This window comes from Nonomuraea sp. NPDC050153 (assembly GCF_044460125.1).
GTDB lineage: Bacteria > Actinomycetota > Actinomycetes > Streptosporangiales > Streptosporangiaceae > Nonomuraea.
On record NZ_JBITJQ010000003.1, the window covers coordinates 178134 to 196725 of the forward strand.

At 71.0% G+C, this 18592-nt stretch carries 14 protein-coding genes and 1 CRISPR repeat array (1 of these 15 running past the window's edge); of the genes, 5 read left to right on the forward strand and 9 right to left on the reverse strand.

What is annotated here, in order from left to right; genetic code table 11:
* Positions 1 to 7 precede the first annotated feature (7 nt).
* Positions 8 to 913, reverse strand: a complete 906-nt coding sequence (locus tag ACIBQ1_RS09025; protein WP_397275802.1) for a hypothetical protein — start codon at positions 911 to 913, stop codon at positions 8 to 10.
* On the opposite strand from ACIBQ1_RS09025, the gene ACIBQ1_RS09030 reads away from it, so the two are divergent.
* Entirely contained in the window at positions 903 to 1142 is a 240-nt protein-coding gene (locus tag ACIBQ1_RS09030; RefSeq protein ID WP_397275804.1) for a hypothetical protein, read from the forward strand. The genes ACIBQ1_RS09025 and ACIBQ1_RS09030 overlap by 11 nt on opposite strands.
* Here the strand turns inward: ACIBQ1_RS09030 and ACIBQ1_RS09035 are convergent.
* Positions 1121 to 1252 (reverse strand): hypothetical protein, encoded by a 132-nt coding sequence (locus ACIBQ1_RS09035; RefSeq protein WP_397275805.1) that lies wholly within the window; start codon positions 1250 to 1252, stop codon positions 1121 to 1123. The genes ACIBQ1_RS09030 and ACIBQ1_RS09035 overlap by 22 nt on opposite strands.
* 430 nt (positions 1253 to 1682) lie before the next feature.
* Here ACIBQ1_RS09035 and ACIBQ1_RS09040 point away from each other — a divergent pair, with 430 nt between their 5' ends.
* Positions 1683 to 2900: a hypothetical protein gene (locus tag ACIBQ1_RS09040; protein ID WP_397275807.1), complete on the forward strand. Its 1218-nt coding sequence runs from the start codon at positions 1683 to 1685 to the stop codon at positions 2898 to 2900.
* A 9-nt stretch (positions 2901 to 2909) separates the two neighbouring features.
* Here the strand turns inward: ACIBQ1_RS09040 and ACIBQ1_RS09045 are convergent, their stop codons facing one another.
* Positions 2910 to 5744, reverse strand: a complete 2835-nt coding sequence (locus ACIBQ1_RS09045) for a BTAD domain-containing putative transcriptional regulator (protein WP_397275809.1) — start codon at positions 5742 to 5744, stop codon at positions 2910 to 2912.
* Between the two features lie 401 nt (positions 5745 to 6145).
* Positions 6146 to 6688 (reverse strand): helix-turn-helix domain-containing protein, encoded by a 543-nt coding sequence (locus ACIBQ1_RS09050; protein ID WP_397275811.1) that lies wholly within the window; start codon positions 6686 to 6688, stop codon positions 6146 to 6148.
* Positions 6689 to 6796: 108 nt separating this feature from the next.
* Between ACIBQ1_RS09050 and ACIBQ1_RS09055 the strand changes: the two genes are divergently transcribed.
* Together ACIBQ1_RS09055 and ACIBQ1_RS09060 are read left to right on the forward strand one after the other, a co-directional pair.
* Positions 6797 to 8050 carry a benzoate/H(+) symporter BenE family transporter gene (locus ACIBQ1_RS09055; RefSeq protein ID WP_397275813.1) on the forward strand — a complete coding sequence of 418 codons (1254 nt, stop codon included), beginning with the start codon at positions 6797 to 6799 and terminating at the stop codon, positions 8048 to 8050.
* A 281-nt stretch (positions 8051 to 8331) separates the two neighbouring features.
* The gene (locus tag ACIBQ1_RS09060; protein ID WP_397275814.1) at positions 8332 to 8913 is read left to right on the forward strand and encodes an MOSC domain-containing protein; all 582 of its coding nucleotides are present in this window, start codon (positions 8332 to 8334) and stop codon (positions 8911 to 8913) included.
* On the opposite strand, the gene ACIBQ1_RS09065 is transcribed toward ACIBQ1_RS09060, so the two are convergent.
* Positions 8873 to 10120 carry a hypothetical protein gene (locus ACIBQ1_RS09065; RefSeq protein WP_397275816.1) on the reverse strand — a complete coding sequence of 416 codons (1248 nt, stop codon included), beginning with the start codon at positions 10118 to 10120 and terminating at the stop codon, positions 8873 to 8875. The two genes, ACIBQ1_RS09060 and ACIBQ1_RS09065, sit on opposite strands and share 41 nt — an antisense overlap.
* Positions 10117 to 11217 (reverse strand): HesA/MoeB/ThiF family protein, encoded by a 1101-nt coding sequence (locus ACIBQ1_RS09070; protein WP_397275818.1) that lies wholly within the window; start codon positions 11215 to 11217, stop codon positions 10117 to 10119. The genes ACIBQ1_RS09065 and ACIBQ1_RS09070 overlap by 4 nt, the downstream gene beginning before the upstream one ends.
* 380 nt (positions 11218 to 11597) lie before the next feature.
* Between ACIBQ1_RS09070 and ACIBQ1_RS09075 the strand changes: the two genes are divergently transcribed.
* Positions 11598 to 14435, forward strand: coding sequence for an AfsR/SARP family transcriptional regulator (locus tag ACIBQ1_RS09075; protein ID WP_397275819.1), 2838 nt, complete (start codon positions 11598 to 11600; stop codon positions 14433 to 14435).
* A 181-nt stretch (positions 14436 to 14616) separates the two neighbouring features.
* Here ACIBQ1_RS09075 and ACIBQ1_RS09080 read toward each other — a convergent pair whose 3' ends face one another.
* The 3 genes from ACIBQ1_RS09080 to ACIBQ1_RS09090 all read right to left on the reverse strand — a co-directional run bounded on the left by ACIBQ1_RS09080 (position 14617) and on the right by ACIBQ1_RS09090 (position 18033).
* Positions 14617 to 15189, reverse strand: coding sequence for a hypothetical protein (locus tag ACIBQ1_RS09080; protein ID WP_397275821.1), 573 nt, complete (start codon positions 15187 to 15189; stop codon positions 14617 to 14619).
* A gap of 576 nt (positions 15190 to 15765) precedes the next feature.
* A complete protein-coding gene (locus tag ACIBQ1_RS09085; protein ID WP_397275822.1) occupies positions 15766 to 16494 on the reverse strand; it encodes a CAP domain-containing protein in 729 nt (242 codons plus the stop codon).
* A gap of 681 nt (positions 16495 to 17175) precedes the next feature.
* Positions 17176 to 18033 carry a phosphotransferase gene (locus ACIBQ1_RS09090; RefSeq protein ID WP_397275824.1) on the reverse strand — a complete coding sequence of 286 codons (858 nt, stop codon included), beginning with the start codon at positions 18031 to 18033 and terminating at the stop codon, positions 17176 to 17178.
* A gap of 204 nt (positions 18034 to 18237) precedes the next feature.
* A CRISPR array of direct repeats spans positions 18238 to 18592; the repeat unit is 29 nt; unit sequence GGGACCATCCCCGCGTGCGCGGGGAGCAC (it continues 1749 nt past the right edge of the window).

Sequence of the window (18592 nt, forward strand, 5' to 3'; positions counted from 1 at the left end):
TGGTCGCCTACTTCACCAACGAACGTTTCCGCGCCATGAGCCTGGACTGGGCCCAGTACAGCACCGGCAGTGCGACGATCGCGGACCAGGGCGGCTCCAGCACGACGTCCGGCGTGACGATCCCGCCCTGCCAGGCGCGTACGAGCCAGGGGACGGCGGTGTAGCAGAGCCCCAGCCCCAGCGCCGCGCCGCCGGCCTGATCCGCCCGCGACGTACGCCAGGTCGTGGCGCCGCAGACCGCGACCACGGCCACCGCGGCGGCGATCACCACGGAGAGCGCACGGACGCCCGGCCGCGGCACCTCGACGAGCAGGAACACGGTCGCGAGCACCGCCATCGAGACCCCCGCCAGGAGCGCCCCCGCGTCGAAGGCCGCCGGCGGCCGCAGCCCCGAGGCCGGCCACCACGGCACCGCGTCGGCCAGGGACAACAGCAGGCGGGCCGCGAAAGGCGCCACGACCGCGCAGCCCGCGACCACCGCCGCCGTGCCCGGCGACCACGACGTCCCCCTGGGCCGGGGTACGAGCAGCAGCGCCAGAGCCAGGACCGCCGCCAGGCCCAGGACCGTCCAGCGGGCCGCCGGCGAGGCGGCCTCCAGCCGCGCCAGCGTGCCGGGCAGGGCGCTGAGAGGCGTGCAGTCGGGGCACCCGTTCGCCTTGAACCGCTCCTGCAGGTCCGCCAGCCGGGCGACCGCCTCGTGCAGCCGCCCGACCGACCTGCCGCGCAGGTCCGGTATGACGGTCCAGGTGGCGTTGACCGTCGTGGCGAAGCGGCCGAGGAAGGTGGCCTGATCCACCATGAGCGGGCCGTAGGTCGTGTAGCCGTCCCGTTCGACGCCGCGCCCGAACATCGGGTCACCGGCCCAGCGCGTGCCGAGCGGGTCGTCCGGCACGAACACTCCGGTGATCTTCACCTGTACGGGTTCGCCGTCGACGCGGCCGATCGTGGTGAACGTCTGCCCGGCCGCCAGGCCACTGAACGAGGCGGCGGCCTGCGAGATCGCCGCCTCGACCGGCTCGGTACGCGACCGCGGCCAGGAGCCCGAGATCAGCCTGGCGTGCCGCTGGAACCCGTCGAGACTGTCGAACCTGAGCCGCTCCGGCGGCCGGAGCCGTACCTTCTACTGGCCCGGCATCGCGTAGCCGTCCGAGCGGAGCAAGGTGGTCACCTCGCTGGGCACGCCGCCGAACGCCTGAGCCGCCTGCTCCCGCACGACCCGGTCATACGTGGAGAAGTTCTCGGCGTTGATCACCCCCGGCGACCGTGACGCCGACGGCCTGCGGCTGAGCGGTCTCCACGGCCTGGCGCACTCCCGCATCGCCCAGGGAAAAGGCGCATATGCCGAGCCCGGCGAACACCGTGGTGACGAGCAGAAGTAATGGCCCCAGCGCGGACGGCCTGCCCCTGCCGCCTTCCTGAACTCCCATGACCAGCCTTATGATCGCCGCCGATGATCAAATCATGCTGAGGGCTCCGAGCCGGGGTCAAGCGATCGAGGTCGCCTCCTCGGCTCTCGTGCGAGGAGCCACAGCGGACACGCCCGAATGCGATCAACGCACGAGGGCCCTCCCGGCAAAAGCCGGACACAGGCGCGTGACCAGCGGATTCAAGGGTTGCCGAAGGATCGCGGAAGGCAGGCCCCGCAAGCTGACGACTACACATCCCCCAGTGGAGGTACGTCAGTGAAACAACGAATTCTCGGGCCGGTCGCCCTCCTGGTCTCGGTGGCGCTGCTGCTGACCGGACCGCCTGTCTCGGCTGCCGCCGAGGCCGGGTTACCGGACCCGCCGCCCGTCCAGACGCCGGCGCAAGCGCTGCAGCAAGATCTGACGCTGGTCGCCCAGGCCAAGGGCTGGACCCTGGCGCAGGCCAAGGCGGACCACCGAGCGGCGGAGATCATCGGTGAGCTCGCCGGCAAGGTCGCGCGCGAGCGGCCGGAGATCTTCATCGGCTCGGCCGTCAACCCCCAGCCCGGCGGGGCGCCGACGCTCTACGTCAAGGGTCCCGCCGATGCGTTCGTCGACCGGCTGGTGGCCGGTGCGGGCATCGACATCGTCGTCAAGGACGGGCAGCCGTACTCGTTCAGCGAACTGGAGGAGCGCCAGCTGGCCGTGCACGAGGCGCTGGTGGCCTACGGCTTCAAGTCCGTGGCCACCTCCGTCGACCTCGCCGGGGCAGGAAGGATCCCGGCCCAGGTCACCAGGGAGCCGGGCGTCGACTCGCGGCCGGGCGCCGTGCTGGCCGCGCTGCCGCAGAACCTGCGTTCGCACGTCGATCTCGCCGTGCGTGACCAGCCTGTCACGAGCCTGGAGTACGGCTTCGGCGGGGAACGCATGCGCGGCACCGCCGGAGAGTGCACCAGCGGCTGGCCGATCCTCGCCGACGGCGGCCTGCTGCCCGGCATCACCACCGCGGGCCACTGCGACTACATCAACGAGATCGACTGGACCGCCGCCGGGCAGTCGTATCCGACCACGCCCCAGGTCCAGCACCGCCGGGCCTGGGGTGACATCGAGTACCACTTCGGCCCCACCATCCTGGCGGGGGTCTTCTACGCCAGCAGCACCGACGTTCGGGCCGCCACGTCGGTCGAGGCGGTCTCCAACATCTCCGTCGGCGAGTCCGTCTGCCAGTACGGCCGCTCCTCCAACGTCCGGCACTGCACCCCCGACGTCGACAGCGTCTCGGTGACCTGCACGTTCGCCCCGTTCCCTTATGCGACCCAGCGGCTGGTGGGAACCGACAACGACGTCGGCATCCCTGGTGACAGCGGTGGCGGCTGGTCCTACAGCGACACGGCCTACGGCTCGCACGTGGGCAACTGCGACAACGGCGAGGTGTTCAGCGCCGCGGACTACTACGACGAGGCGCTCGGCATCTCCGTATGGCTGGCGCCATGACCTCTGTGATCACCTGATTCCGCCCGCCCTCGCGGTGCCCGCCGGCCGCGAGGGCTCCGGCATGGCGGCGGGCGGGCCGAGCTGCCGGAGCTTGGCGCGGACCACCTCGGCGTGCTGGTGTCCGAGCTGGTCGAGGATGCCGAACGCGTCCTGCCACGCGCGGCGGGCGGCATCGAGATCCCCGGCGTCATGATGGGCGTCACCGAGCGAGTGGAGCGCCCCGCCTTCGAAGGTCCTGGCCCCGAGCTCGCGGAACAGCCCCAGCGCCCGCTCGTAGCACGTGACGGCCCGGACGAGGTGGCCGAGGCGGCGGTGGATGTAGCCGAGGCTGTCCCAGGTCGTCGCCTGCCCCTGACGGTCGGCGATCTCCTCGTAGAGGGCCAGGGCCTGGCGGCAATGGACGAGAGCCTGCTGAGCCTCGCCCAGATGGGCGCGATGCCAGCCGATGGCGTTGAGCCCGGCGGCCTGCCCGCGCCGGTTCTTCGCGGCGAGGAACAGTTCGTAGGCCTGCTCGTCATGCGGCAGCGCCTGGCCGTGGTCGCCTTGTTGAGCGAACAACCGGGCCACGCAGCGGTGGGCCTGGGCCTGCCCGGTCTGGTCCCGGAGCTCGCGGAAGAGTTCCAGGGCCTGCTGGAGGTGGGCGCTCGCGTCGTCGTACCGGCGCAGGGAGATGTACGCGCGTGCGAGGCCGCAGTGGGCGTGAGCCTGTGCGGGACGGTCGGCCAGCCGCCGGGCGGCGTCCAGGGCGGCGCGTTGCGTGGCGGCGTGGTCGTGCCAGAGCCCCCGGCGGTCGCAGAAGGTCATGAGCGCCCACGCCAGCCGGCAGACGTACATGTCGAACTCGGCTCCGGCGTCGTCGATGGCGGCCCGCAGCGCCGGGTACTCCACGCTGAACCAGGCCAGCGCCGCCCGATGGTGGGTGACGTCCTCGGGGGCGACCCCGGGCTGCGGCGGGGGCAGCGTGAGCGGGTCGCGGTACGGGCTGAGCGCCTGGTCCGCCCGGTGCGCGGTGTGCAGGTAGTGGTCGAGCAGCCGCCGCAGCGCGGCCCTCCCGGGGTCCAGGCCGGCGGACAGTTCGGCGGCGTAGAGCAGGACCAGGTCATGCATCCGGTAGCGGTCCGGGACCGGCTCGTCCATCAGATGCGCGTCGGCGAGCTCGCGCAGGAGGGTACGGGTCCTGGCGACGGGCAGGGCGGTGAGGCTGGCCGCGGCGGCGAGGCTGATCTCCGGTCCCGTCGTACGGCCCAGGAGGGCGAAGGCGTGCGCCGCGTCGGGGGTCAGGGCCCGACGGGAACAGGACAGGACCGCGCGCAGGTTGACGGCCAGCTCGCCGCCGTCAAGGGCGTCCAGCCGGGTGGTGGCCTGCCGCAGTTCTCCGGCGAGCACGTCGAGGGGGAATTCGGGGTGTACGGCGGCGCGGGCGGCGATGATGCCGAGCGCCAGCGGCAGGCCCCCGCAGTGGCGGATCAGGGCGGTGACGGCCTGGGGTTCGGCCTCCGTCCGGCGGACGCCGAACTCGCTGGTGAGCAACTGGCGCGACTCGGCGTCGGTCAGGACGTCCAGGACCAGGGGCCGGGCACCGTGGGCGGTGATCAGGCCGGTCAGCGTTCGGCGGCTGGTGACGAGGACGGCGCCGGTGGGGGTGGCGGGCAGCAGCGGCGTCACGTGGTTGGTGTCGCGGGCGTTGTCCAGCACGATCAGCATGCGTCGGCCGGCGGTCAGGCTTCGGTACATCGCGGCCTGCGCCTCGGGATCCGGCGGGATGGCGGCGGGCGGCACGCCGAGCGCGTCGAGGAAGGAGCGCACCGCGACCGCCGGGTGGACCGGATCGGCGGCCGGGTCGAACCCCTGAAGGTTGACGTACAGCTGCCCGTCGGGGAACCGTTCCGTGTTCTCGTGGGCCCACCGCAGGGCCAGCCAGGTCTTGCCGAGACCGCCGACACCGCTGATCACCACGGTGCCGCCCGGGTCGCGCATGGCCTCGCTGAGCGCGGCGAGCTGACGGGCGCGGCCGGTGAACGATCGAGGTGGTGCGGGCAGCCGGTGCGGAGCAACCGGTTGCGCGGACTTCCCGACCGCCGCGGGAGCGGGCGCCGCCAGGGCCGGATCGGTGGTCAGGATCCGCAGGTGCAACTCCCGCAGCTCCTGGGCAGGGGACGCGCCCAGCTCCTCGGCGAGTTGCCGCCGCAGCCGGTCGTAGAAGTCGAGGGCGTCACCCTGCCTGCCGCAGCGGTAGAGGACGAGCATGAGCTGAGCGGCCACGCGTTCGTCCAGGGGGTGTGCCGCCGCGCGGGCGGTCAGCTCGGTCAGCAGCCCCGCGTGCCTGCCGCGGGCGAGGGCGAGATCGTTACGGTCCAGCTCGGCGACCAGGTGCTCCATGGCGAGGCCATGGCGGAGGCCGTTCAGCCACGGTGAGTCGAGTCCCGCCAGCGGTTCTCCGCGCCACAACCCCAGGGCCCGGTCGAACAGGGCCAGGGCGGTCCCGTGCTCCTCCGCCGCGCGGGCCTCGGCGATCAACCGGCGGAACCGGAGCAGGTCCACGGCCATCGGGTCGACCGTGAGGACGTATCCGCCGGGGCGCCGGACGAGGCCGACGGCGTCCACGGCGGTCAGGGCCCGGCGCAGCCTGCACAGGTAACCATGGACGGCCGAGCGGGCGCGTTGCGGCGGCAGGTCGCCCCATACCCGGTCCAGGATCTGGTCGGCCGACACGGTGCGATTGGCCTCGATCAGCAGCACCGCCAGCACGCATCGCTGCCTGGCGTGGCCGAGCTCCACGAGCCGCCCGCCGACCGCCGCCTCGACCGCGCCCAGCAGGCGGAACTCCACCACCGGCTCGACCATCGCCTGGATTCCACTTCATGGTTGCGGGAACGCCATCCCGGTTCCCCTTGAGCATCGCTCCCGGCCCGGCGTCGCTCTATGCCCAGTTACCTGCCGGTCCGTGCTCCTGGACACAGCACATCACCGCCGAGAGTGGTACCGTCCGACGCCTTCTGCGGGAATACGCCGTCCGGGAGGAGCTGACCAGCGCGATCGACTCCCGTAGCGCGGCTCGTTACCCGGCAGTGACCCGAGCGGCCTCCTGGACCGATGGCACGATCTTCAAGCCTCCCTCGTGGCTGGACCCGCGCAAAGCCGCCCGGCGAGCCCACTCGCTCACGCCCGATAGCCCCCCGACGACGCCCGCCTTGACGTCTTGATGCTCACCCTTGGTGGCCGCCGCGCGGCGTGGATTCGGTGACTCAGGCCTGCCGGGGGGAGCGGATCAGCAGGGTGGCCAGTGCTTCGTCCGGGCCGACAGTGCTGTAGATGTGCGGGACGTCGGCCTGCCAGGAGATGTGCTCGCCCGGCGCGGCCAGCAGGGGCGCGTCGGCCGGGCCGGCGCGCAGCACGCCCGCGTAGACCGTGATGTGTTCGGTCACGCCGGGGGCGTGGGGCGGCGAGTGTTGCACGATGCCGGGGCGGACGCGCATGCGCAGCAACTCGAACGTCGCGGTCGGCTCCTCGAAGACCTCCAGCAGCGTGGCCGTCACGGCGGCGCCGGGCACGTGGACGGCCTCTGCGGGCGGTGCGCCGGGCTCCAGAACCAGGGCCGTCAACGGCACGCCCAAGGCTCCCGCCACCGCGTAGAGCGTCTCCAACGTCGGGTTGCGGGTGCCCAGTTCCAGGCCGGACAGGGTGGCCTTGCCGATGCCGGCGTTGCGGGCCAGCGCCGACAGGGAGATGCCGCGGGCCTCCCGCAATCGCCGCAGCCGGCTCCCGATATCCGTCTCACGGCCGTCCACCCGGCAATCCTTGCATTCCGCCGCCGGACTTGTCCCGCGGTGGCCACCTGGTTATGGTTCGTTCCGTAAACGGAACGATGGGGAGTCTGGCGACACCGAGGGGTGGACATGCGGGTGCAGGCCGTCATGGCGGGGCTGGTCAGCGCGGTGGTCGGCTACGCCAGCTCGTTCACCGTCGTGCTCGCCGGGCTGCGTGCCGTCGGGGCGACGCCGGGGCAGGCCGCGTCCGGGCTGCTCGCCCTCTGCTGCGGCATCGGGGCGGCGGCGATCTTCCTCGGGCTGCGCCACCGCATGCCGATCAGCATCGCCTGGTCGACCCCCGGCGCGGCGCTGCTGGTGGCGACCGGTCCCGTGCCCGGCGGCTTCCCGGCCGCGGTCGGCGCGTTCATCGTCTGCGCCGGGCTCATCGTCCTCGCCGGCCTGTCGCCCTGGCCGGCCCGGGCGGTCGCCGCCATCCCGCGTCCGATCGCCGGTGCCATGCTGGCGGGCGTCATCCTCAGCCTGTGCACCGCACCGGTCCGTGCCGTCGTCGACGTCCCGCTGCTGGCCGTGCCCGTCATCCTGACCTGGGCGGTCTTACAGCGGTACCTGCGGCAGTGGGCCGTTCCCGGCGCGCTCGTCGTGGCGGTCATCGCCATCGCGGTGCACGGGCCCGGCACCGGCCTGTCCGGCGCGGCGCTGCGGCCCGCGATCGAACTGAACACCCCGACCCTGAACCCGTCCGTAGTGGTGAGCATCGCCATCCCGCTGTTTCTCGTCACCATGGCCGCGCAGAACGTCCCCGGTATGGCGGTCATGGCGACATACGGGTACATGCCGCCCCTGCGCCCGGTCCTCGTCGCGACCGGCCTGGCAAGCGCGGCGGCGGCGCCGTTCGGCGGTCACGCCGTCAACCTGGCCGCGATCACCGCAGCGCTGACCGCCGGCCCGGACACCCACCCCGACCCCGGCCGCCGATGGATCGCGACGGTCGCCCTCGGCGCCGGGCAGTTGACGCTCGGCCTCGGCGCCGGCCTGGCCATGGCACTGGTACTGCTGTCCCCACCCGTGCTGGTCACCGCGGTGGCCGGCCTCGCGCTGCTACCGGCGCTCGGCTCGTCGCTGGCCGGCGCGGTGACCGAACCGGAGGGCCGGGAGGCCGCGGTGGTCACATTCGTGGTCACGGCGTCGGGGATGACGATCCTGAGCATCGGCGCAGCGTTCTGGGGGCTGGTCGCGGGCACCCTGACCGCCCTCCTGCTGCACAGACGACCACCGCTGACACAGCAATCGCCATCCACCGCATCCACCGCATCGACCGCATCCACTGCGGAATGTCCTGAGGGCCGGGTGGCCGGCATCTCGGCCGATCAGCCGTCGTAGTGAAAGTAGTGCCCTCCAAGATGGCCGAGCATCGAAACGAGGTCTGGTAAGTCATCGTGGCCACCCACGCCCCAGGCGGTGGTGGTTGCCCTTGGGGGCCGAGCATCGAAACCTCCCCGCCCGGTAGCCGGCATGCGCTGGCGCGTCTTGAGTTTGCGATCGAGGCTCCTGGTTGTCATGGGAAGGTCTTGAGAAGACTGGCCGCAATGATCGATGACTGCCGTAGTTCACCGAACACATCAATAGGCCCTTGACTGGCGCTTCCGCTGGATATCATCCCCATGTGCCTGACCAGCGCTGTTAAGCTGTCGCGGCATTGGGACAGATCGCCGTACTGTCTCCTGCATGAAGCTGCTGTCCGTCAACATCGGCAAGCCCCAGCGCAACCATGGAAGGGTCTCAGCGCGACCGGCATCGACAAACGGCCCGTTGACGGTCCGGTCGCCGTCACAGCTCCCGGCCCCAAGGGCACTGGCGCGGTCGGTCTCGCGGGCGACCGCGTCTACGACGCGAAGCACCACGGCAGTTCCGACCAGGCCGTCAACGCCTATGCCCGCGAGGACCTCGACGGGTGGCAGACCGAGCTGGACAGGCCGCTCGCCAACGGCGTCTCCGGAGAGAACCTCACGACCCTTGGCGTCGACGTCAACGGCGCTCTGATCGGCGAGCGTTGGCGCATTGGGTCCAAGGTGGTCCTGGAGGTGTCGTGCGCGCGGATCCCGTGCGCGACCTTCCAGGGGTGGTTGGAGCGCGACGGGTGGATCAAGCGGTTCACGCAGGCTGCACTGCCGGGCGTACGACCAGGTAAAGGGGTCCGAGCGCTCAAGCGCGCCGGGCGGCCAGCCGCCCTGCGTACTCCTTGACGGCCAGCGCCAGGGCCAGAGTCTCGGGGCCGAGCAGCAGGGCCGCGCAGAGCAGCCGGTACCAGAATCCGGCAGTCAGGGGGCCCTCGGCCAGGCCGTCGGCCGTCCAGCGCAGGACCTCCACGAAGACCGGCAGCAGCAGGAGGCAGAACCAGGCGGCCACGCCGAGGAATCCCGCCAGCCACAGCCAGCGGAACCAGCGTCCGGTGCGCAGGTCGGCTTCGGTGGCGTCCGCCAGTTCCTCGGCTTCCTGCGCCGTCAGCCTCCCGAAGGCCCGCCGCAGCATCAGTGACTTCACGCGCCACAGGTTGCGGCAGCCCAGGGCGTTGACCAGCACCGCGTAGAGATCGGTGCGGAGAAAGACCAGGCTCTGCCAGAGCATCTGCATGACCTTGATGAACACCCATGCGGCCAGCAGCGACTCGACCAGGTCCGGGGCCGCCCAGTGGCCGGTGTCGATCAGCAGCCGACCGGTGAGCAGCACGGCGAGCAGTACGGAGTCCACCGCCAGGCCCGCCAGCAGCGGGCCGTACCGCTGGCGGCGCGGGAGCGTCCACAGCTGGGTGAGGTCTGTCTCGAAGACGAGCATCCACATGCGGCGGTCGACCCCGAAGCGGGTCTGGATGCCGAGAGCCCGCGCGCCGAGCCAGTGGCCGCACTCGTGGCTGGCCGCCGCGAACCACACGAAGGGAAGCCAGGCCAGCGCGCTCAGCCCGGTGTCGTCGAAGGCGAAGGCGTCCTCGGCCGGGTCGGGGATCAGACCGGGCCGGAGCACGAAGACGCCCAGTGCGTAAAGCAGGCAGGCGGTGTAGAAGGTCCAGGCCACGGGGCCGAAGAAGGGGCGTACCGTCTCCGGGCGGATGCTGGTCATCCAGCGGCGGGCCTGAATGGGGGCGGTGCGGACGGGCTCCGACGCGGCGCCGTCCGCCGGGTCTTCGTCGCCGGCGTCCTCGGCCAGGAAGCCGAGTTCCCCGAGGGTTTCGACGAACGACGGCACGTTGACCGGCTGGCCGGCGAACTCCTCGGCCTCGGCCGCCGCCTCGTCGAGGCTCGCTCCCCGCTGCAGGGCGGCGATCACCACTCCGCCGACCGCCGGGATCGTCACGAAGGTGCCGGCGGCGGGGTCACCCACCAGAACCTCGTCCTCGCCCTCGGGAACGACGCTGAGCGGCCTGAGCCTGACCGTGGCGGAGCCGGGGGTGGTCACCGGCGCTCACCCTCGCGCGGCGGGGCCAGCAGACAGACCCGGCATTCCGGGTTCTCGGGCAGGGGCTGCCACTCGGGCACCAGTCCCTTGCGCAGATCGAGGGTGACGCGGAACCCGGCCGCGCGGGGCGGTTCGTAGCCGGTGAGGTACCGCTGCGCCTCGAAGGCCAGCAGCGAGCCGACCTGCATCGCCATCGGCCCGGTGAGCGGGTTGCTCAGCTTCATGTTCTCCACGATCCGGTAGGCGACTCCCTCCGAGCTGTCCTCGGCGGGCCGGTCCGCGTAGTCGCAGGCAAGGCACGGCGTTCGGCCCGGATCCACGGAGAGGTACATCAGCTGGGTACGGTTGGCGCCGCCCAGCACGTACGGGACGCCGGCCCGGACCGCGGCCTCGTTCGCCCAGAGATTGGCGTGCGGATGGCCGTCGAGGCCGCCCGCGATCAGGTCGATGTCCTGGACCAGGTCCGCGAGGTCCTCAGGGGCCGAGACCCAGCGGTCAACGGCGTTCACCTTGATGCTCGGGTCGTATTCGCGCACCCACGCGGCCGCGCGCTCGGCCTTCGACAGGCCGATGTCCGCATGCCGGTAGAGGAACTGCCGGGCGAAGTTACGGGGTTCGACGCGGTCCTGGTCGACCAGCGTCATTTCGCCGACGCCGAGGCCGGCCAGGCACTGCACCAGGGAGGAGCCGCCCCCGCCGACGCCGAGCACCAGGACGTGGGCCTCGCGCATCGGCCGGAGGAACCCGGCGCGGTGGCGGTCCAGGGCGGCGTAGGTGCCGTAGAAGCTGAGGTTCGAGAAGTGCCGTTCGTCCTCGTCCGGGTCTCCGAGGGTTCTGCCGTCGGCGTCCTCGACCAGGCCCAGGCCGTCGAGCCCGCTCAGGCCCCGGCTGACGTCATCCTCGGAGAGATGGAACCCCTGCCTGCCGAGGGCGTCGCTCAGCTCGGCGGCGGTCTGCGGGGCGCGGCGCAGCTCGCTCAGGAGCGCGGCCACCTGCCCGTCGGGATCGCTCAGGGTGATCGCCTCGCGGGCGTCGAAGACCACCAGGAGATCCTCCCCGGTCGCCTCCCATTCACATTCCTTCAACGCCACACGCATCGTGCCTCCCGAGCCAGTACGCATGTTGGGTCCCGGCGGGGAGGGGTAAGGGCGCGTACGATGAGGGGCGTCCTCTCTCCCTCCCCGCGGGAGAAATCGTCAGGCGATGTCAGCGCCTCACGTGGCGGGGTTCTGGGTCGCCTTGACGGACTCGACCTTCTTGACCTTGATCTCCATGTGTGCCTCCTCGTGAGGTTCCGCGGCCTTATGTGCCGCCTGTGAAAAGACTGATGGTTGGTACTGAAATGTCGCTGATTTTCGGCTGAGTTGGCGGTTAGGCTGCCAAGCGATGATCACACCGGGCACTCATCGAGGCATGTAGTGGCTGGAGGCATGGACGAGTGACCGTGGACGGCGTTGGGTTCCGTCTGTTGGGGCCGGTGGGAGTGTGGGACGCCGGGCGATGGTTGGGCCCGTCCGTCGCGCAGCAGCGGACCGTGCTGGCGACGCTGCTGCTCGAAATGGGACGGCCGGTGCCCGTGGCGCGACTGGCGACCGCGTTGTGGGGCGCCGAACCGCCCGAGTTCTCCCGCAACGCCGTGCAGGGGCACATCTCCAGGCTTCGCCGGCTGCTGGCCCCGTTCCCCGAGGTGGCGCTGGTGACCTCGGCGCGCGGCTACCGCCTGACGGTGGAGCGCGAGCGCATCGACCTGTACCGCTTCCGGGAACTGGTCCGCGAGGCCGGTGGCGAGACGGAGCCGGAGCGCGCCGTCGGCCTGCTGCGGAGCGGGCTGGCGCTGTGGCAGGGCGCGCCCCTGGCGGACGTCTCAGGCCGGTGGCTGCCCGACGTCGTCGTGCCGGGCCTCGAGGAGGAGCGGCTGGCGGCACTGGAGCAGCGGGCCGCGCTCGACCTGCGGCAAGGGCGGCATCAGGAGGTGGCGGCGGAGCTGGCGGCCCTGGTCGGTGAGAACCCGCTGCGGGAACGGCTGGTGGTCCTGCTGATGACGGCATTGCTGCGATGCGACCGCCGGACCCAGGCCCTGGCCGTCTTCCGCCGCGTCAGGCGCCGCTTCGCCGAGGATCTGGGTATCGAGCCCGGCGAGGAACTGCAACGGCTGCACCAGGCGATCCTCGCCGGCCGGGAAGAGACGGCCGGGGCGACAACCGCCGCGACCGGTACGGCCGCCCTCGCGGTGCCGCGGCACCTCCCCCCGGACACCGAGCTATTCACCGCCCGCGAGGAGGAACTGGCCGCCCTGGACCGGCTGACGCTCCCGGTCGCCGGCTCCTCGCCTCCGGCGCAGGCGATGGGGATGGCGATGGCGAGGGGGATGGCGATGGCGCCCTGCGTCATCACCGGCACCGGCGGCGTCGGCAAGACCACCCTGGCCGTGCACTGGGCGCACCGGGTACGCGACCGTTTCCCCGACGGTCAGCTCTACGTGAACCTCCAGGGGTTCGGCCCCACCCACATCGCCCGGCCGGCGGCCGAGGCGGTGCGGCTGTTCCTGGACGCCCTGCAGGTGCCGTCGCAGCTGATACCCGCCACGCTGGAGGCGCAGGTCGGGCTCTACCGCAGCCTGCTGGCGGAGCGGCGCATGCTGATCCTGCTCGACAACGCCGCCGACGCCGACCAGGTCCGGCCGCTGCTGCCCAACGCGCCCGGCTGCCTGGCCCTGATCACCAGCCGCGCCGAGCTGACCGGCCTGGTCGCGGCGGAGGGCGCCCGTACGCTGTCGCTGGGGCTGTTCTCTCCCGCGCACTCCCGTGAACTCCTGACGCGCCGGCTCGGCGTGGACAAGGTGGGCGCCGAGCCGCAGGCGGTCGACGACATCGTCTCCCGGTGTGCCGGGCTGCCGCTGGCCCTGGCCATCGTGGCCGCCCGGGCCCATGCCCGCCCGGCCTTCCTGCTCGGCACGCTCATCTCGGGGCTCGACGGCGTCGACGGTCTCGACGTCTTCGACGGCGGGGACGCGGCGACGAACATGCGTACGGTGTTCTCCTGGTCCTACCGCGCGCTCAGCGCGGACGCCGCACGGCTGTTCCGGCTGCGCGGCCTGTTACCGGTGTCTGAGATCTCCACCGCCGCGGTGGCCAGCCTGGCCGGGATACCCGTACGGCAGGCCCACCGCCTGCTGACCGAGCTGACGCGGGCCCACCTGGCGGCGGAGCGCTCCCCGGGGCGTTACGGCTGGCACGACCTGCTCCGGGCGTACGCCGAGGAACTGACCCTTCTCCACGACTCGGAGGCCGAGCGCCGCGAGGCGCTGCACCGGCTGCTCGACCACTACCTGCACAGTGCACACCTCGGAGACCGGCTCCTGGACCTGTACCACCGCGTGCCGCTGGCCCTGGCGCCGCCGCGGCCCGGCGTGGCCCTGGCCCGCATCACCGACCGCGCGCAGAGCCTGGCGTGGTTCGATCGCGAGCACCGGACGCTGCTGACGGCGATCCGGCATGCCGCGCGCTCCGGGTTCGACGCCCATGCCTGGCAGCTGGCGGGCGCCTGTTGGGGCTTCCTGTCCCAGGAGGGTCGCTCCGACGACCAGGTGGCCATGCACCACATCGCGCTGGAGGCGGCGGCACGGCTGAACGACCCGGCCGCGGAGGCCCACGCCCGCGTCGGGCTCGCCCAGGCCCTCATCCGCCTGGGCCAGGACGGCGCGAGCGAGTCCCATCTGCGGGAGGCACTCACCCTGTTCGGCGGGCTCGACGACCATGTCGGGCAGGGGGTCTGCCTCATCTACCTCAGCGTGTTGAAGGACCGCCACGGCCAGTACGCGGAGGGGCTGGCCCTGAGCGAGCAGGCGCTGCGGCTGTACCGGACGGCCGGCGACCGGGCGGGCGAAGGCCGGACCCTGAACAACATCGGCTGGTTCCATGCGCAGCTCGGGGCGTACGGGGAGGCGTTGCGCCGCTGTGAGGAGGCGCTGGCCATCCACCGCGAACTGGACGACATGCCTGGCGAGTCGGCCACGCTCGACAGCATGGGCCACATCCATCACCTGCTCGGTCAGTACGAGGAGGCGATCGCCTACTACCAACGGTCACTGGCCTGGCGCCGGGGCGGGAAACGCGCGCTCGGCGCCCGGACCCTGCGGCGGCTGGGCGAGGCCCAACTTGCCGCGGGCCGGTTGCGCGAGGGCAGCGACACTCTGCGGCGCGCCCTCGACCTCATCGCCGAACTGGCCCCCGGCGACGCGGACGCGCTCCGCGCGAGAATCAACAGCCTCAGCGACCGACAAGCCGATGACACCGCTCGCCACGGAGGTGGCTGAGCCGCCGCCCGCCATACTCAGGACCTGCCAGAGCCCGCCCCGGGGGCGGGCCACCAGCGCCGGCCGGTCATGACGCGCCGGCGGCTGACCGCGGCAGACGACACCACCACTGGTTGGCCGTCCTCACCATCGGCCGACGCTTTTGCCCCAGATTCCTATATCGGCTTGGACCGAAACCCGGTCACAGCCGGGGGACGGCGAGCCTGAACAGCCGTTCGTTGTACTTGTAGTAGAGGTTGCCGAAGCCGTCGGCCGTCAGCCCTTCCATCTCCGGGACCGTCAGCAGCACGGTCAGCGCTTTGGTCGATTTTTCGATCTTGAAGATCTGGTCGCCGCTCGTGCCGTACACGTGGTCCGGATCCTGGGCCACGGTCAGCAGCACCCCGTCACGCCAGGCCAGGCTGGGCTTGGCGGCGTAGTCAGGGTCGGGGAACAGCCGTTTCGCCGTGATCGTCTCGGGCTGCGCCGGGTCGAGCGTGAACAGCGAACCTCCCGCCAGACCCCAGAGTTCGCCGTCCACCGCAGCGAGGGCCGTGACGGCCTTGGGCGCTGTCAGCGGAAGCTGGTACGTGCGCACGGCGCCGTCGTCCGGGTCGAACGAGAACAGCACGGCCGAGGCCCCCGGCGCGTAGACGGGGTCGACGCCCAGGGCGCCGCGGCTGGAAGGGGAACACCCCCGCACACGCTGGGATTGTCCCGCGTGCCGATCGTGCATGGTCGGCGCCTGCCGCGCCAGAGTCGTGATGATGCGCAAGCGTAGCTGCCTGGCTTCTCGACGAGACTCCGCGACTCCGACGAGGCATCCCGTGGGAAGGCATTGGGAAGGATCATCCGCAAACGATCGACGCCAGCCGTACACCGCCGTACAGACGATGAAGTTCCTGGCCGATGTTTCGCCTGGTCAGGGGCCTGTTTTGCCTAGTGGAGAAGAGTGCCCCTGGCAGGATTCGAACCTGCGGCACCGCTTTAGGAGTCAGGCGAGCATCCCTGATGTTTTCCCAGCTCGGAGGGGTGGGGCAGGAGTACGCGGGGCGAGGTTGCGCACGTATTTGGCACAGCCAATCTGTTCGGGCTGTTGCTGCGCTCGCAAGCAGTCAACTCTGGATTGCCCAAACGGACTCGTCGCGTGCCCAGGGAGCATGCGATCACTGCGCTGACCCAGAGCGGCTTAAAACAAGGCCATCCAGCGTTCGCAGAGAGCGCATCCCGGGGGCTGGCCGGGAGCAGCCGACAAGACCGTCCCCGCGTGCGCGGGGAGCACTCCCTCGTGCCGGTCCTCGGGCAGGTGCACAAGGGACCATCCCCGCGTGCGCGGAGAGCACGAGCTGCGTCACTGCTCGCAGCCTCCGAACATCTGTACGTACGTGAGGGCCGGCCGGGTCGACCCGGCATCAGGGTCGGCGCTCCCGGATGCCACGGCGACGCGCATCTCCTTGTGCTCTGGCTTGACCATGTTCAGCCAGTGGCCACGGCTTTCCTTCCAGGCTTTGAAGGCCGCCCGGGGCGTGACCTGGCTACGCCCCCACCCCACGTAGGCATTCTCGCCGATCCACCACTGCCTGCAGCCGGCCCCGTAGCCTTCGGCCTGCGCGCGGCTTTGCGGGGTCGAGCGGGTCTGCGGGTTGATGTGCGGGTCGCACTTCGACGAATCCCACGTCGCGGGGACGCAGTTCTTGCCGGGAGTGACCCGCCCCCACCACCGCAAGGCGACCGAGTCCGCGGCGTGGCCGCTCGCGGCCTGACCGAGTGCGCCCGGCGTGAGCCGCAGCGCTGGAAGACCCTGGCTGCTTCGTTCAGCGTTGACGAGACACAGGATCGCGTCCTGGATGCGGAACTTCTGCAGTCTGAAGCGCCTTTGCCCAGCGAGTGTGGTGGGATAGAAGTTCCTGGGCCGGTAGACCATGTCGAGGTCTTGGCACTCTTGAGCTCGCGTCTGCTTCGTGACTATGGGAGTCGTCGCGGACGCCGGCTGCGCCGATGAGTTGGTGGCCGTCAGGCTCATTGCGACGGTGGCGCCTGTGGCGGTTGCAGCCCGCAGAAGGTGCGAGGTGCCGTGCATGGGGGCCTCCCCTCAGAAAGGACCTCTCCTGCCACTGTACGAATGCCACAAATCGGGCGAAATGCTCATTTGGCACAGGCGACGAAAAGACTGCGTCAGCAGGTCGCCAGCTCGATGTATCACCGGGGCGGCGTCGCTGCCCGGCCGGGGGGTGCAACCAAGGTAAGCCCAAAACCCGCAATCGCGATCTTGGTTGAGCGAGCCGGGGAGGTCAGCTGGTGGTCCGGGGGGCGAGCAGGCTAGTGATCTCGGCGATGGCTGCCGATGAGGGCTTGAAGTAGCGCCGGAGCTTCTCCGGTTTCTTGTGCCGGGATTCAGCCATCAGCATCAGCAGGCAAGCGCCGGCTTCGCCCAGGGGGTCAACGCCGAGTGGCGGAACTCCGGTGCCGAGGCCTCCGAGCGCGGTGTGCTCGTCGAGCAGCGCGCGGGCCTGACCGTAGAGCAGGCGGGCCAGGCCGGTGGCGGGGCATGTGAACGGACACGAGATTTTCCTGGTGGGCGGCCAACCTGATCCAGGTTGGCGGCCGTCAAAACTCCCACTGGGTGGCCAAGTAGCTCCCTGGCAGCGAAAAGTGGGTCGGTTCCCGGGGCGAGCCCTTCGGGCGGGCGCGATATCGCCGCGCTTTCGGAGCCGCTTGTCCGATGCCGGTGGGATCGTCGTTGCTCCCGCCGCGAAGGAACCTAGGGGGCGGTCAACGCCGTTTCGATCGCCGCGCCGTTTCGCTCCAACCACGCCTCCTGTCGCTTGATCTCATCGCCGGCGCCCTCCTGCCACATCCGCGCCCAGCCCCCGCCTTGCTCCTCGGCGATCTGCTTCATCGAGAACCACGCCCGCCTTGACCGCATCACGGCCACCTCAACGAGCCGGGAACGATCCGTATCCGACATCCCGTAGGCGTCAGCGAGGATGCGGCAGCGGCGCGGCGCATCGACGTCCCGTAGCAGCGGATCTGCGTCGACGGGATCACCCAGCGGAGCCCAGGAGAGCATCGCGTTGCACACCTCGTCGACTCTGGAGACAGGCTTGGCCATGTCGAAGTCGATGAGCGCGACTGCCTCGCCGTCGCGGAACACGATGTTGTCCGGCGTGAAGTCCATGTGCCCGACCAGTTCGGCCGGATAGGGCGGTGCGGGCGGCATGCCCGGCGGCTCGGTGAGTTCGCCGAGTCCCGAGAAGGGCCGGACCCCTTCGGGGAGGACGAAACCGGCGGCCGCGTCGTCGTAGGCCCGGACGAGGCGGCCGACCGAAGCCAACCGCTCCTCGTCGGCGATCCACGCGGGCCTCGGCCGTCCGGCGACCTCACCGGCGACGAACGTCAGCACCTCACGCCCGGCCGCGTCTATACCGAGGAATCTCGGGGCACCCGCGAACCCGACCACCTCCAGGTGGCGGAGCAAGGCATGGACGAGAGGAGCGTTGAAGCCGACCGGACGCCGCACTGTATCGTCGACGCGCACGACGCCCTCGGTGACGTCACCGCCGACCAGCGCGATCTCGGGTTCGGATCCAGCAGGTTCGCTGTAGGTGGCGGAGCTCATAGCTGTTCCCCTCTTCAATCCGGCCAAGTATTAGACCGTACTGCGGCACACGGGCATGATCGAGTGGCTTGCTTGGCCAGCTACCGGGATTTCCGATGGCCGCGAGTCAGGAACCGCATGGCCATCGGCCGGGACTCATGTGGCCGCCGACCAGGAATTCTTCATGACCGCTTACAAACGGGGACGGTGGGGCGCTTCGGCAGGGGGACCATCCCCGCGTGCGCGGGGAGCACTCCCGAGTTCTTGGGGCGTTGGCCGAGATGGGCGGACCATCCCCGCCTTCGCGGGGAGCACGGCGTCGGCAGGTACAGCAGGCTGGATCGGACGGGATCATCCCCGCGTGCGCGGGGAGCACAACAGCCAGGCCAGGGCGGTGATGTCCTCGACGGGACCATCCCCGCGTGCGCGGGGAGCACTGTGGAAGGGTGTCGACAATCATGCGGTCCGGGGGACCATCCCCGCGTGCGCGGGGAGCACGTTGGGTGGTACTTCTTCGGGTCGTCTCGCTCGGGACCATCCCCGCGTGCGCGGGGAGCACCCAAGTCCACGTGCTTGGTGA

Bases quoted from the DNA above. Each gene is read 5' to 3' on its own strand.
- ACIBQ1_RS09085 (WP_397275822.1), bottom strand. From the start codon at position 16,494: ATGCACGGCACCTCGCACCTTCTGCGGGCTGCAACCGCCACAGGCGCC.
- ACIBQ1_RS09070 (WP_397275818.1), bottom strand. From the start codon at position 11,217: ATGCGTGTGGCGTTGAAGGAATGTGAATGGGAGGCGACCGGGGAGGAT.
- ACIBQ1_RS09060 (WP_397275814.1), top strand. From the start codon at position 8,332: ATGTGCCTGACCAGCGCTGTTAAGCTGTCGCGGCATTGGGACAGATCG.
- ACIBQ1_RS09055 (WP_397275813.1), top strand. From the start codon at position 6,797: ATGCGGGTGCAGGCCGTCATGGCGGGGCTGGTCAGCGCGGTGGTCGGC.
- ACIBQ1_RS09090 (WP_397275824.1), bottom strand. From the start codon at position 18,033: ATGAGCTCCGCCACCTACAGCGAACCTGCTGGATCCGAACCCGAGATC.
- ACIBQ1_RS09045 (WP_397275809.1), bottom strand. From the start codon at position 5,744: ATGGTCGAGCCGGTGGTGGAGTTCCGCCTGCTGGGCGCGGTCGAGGCG.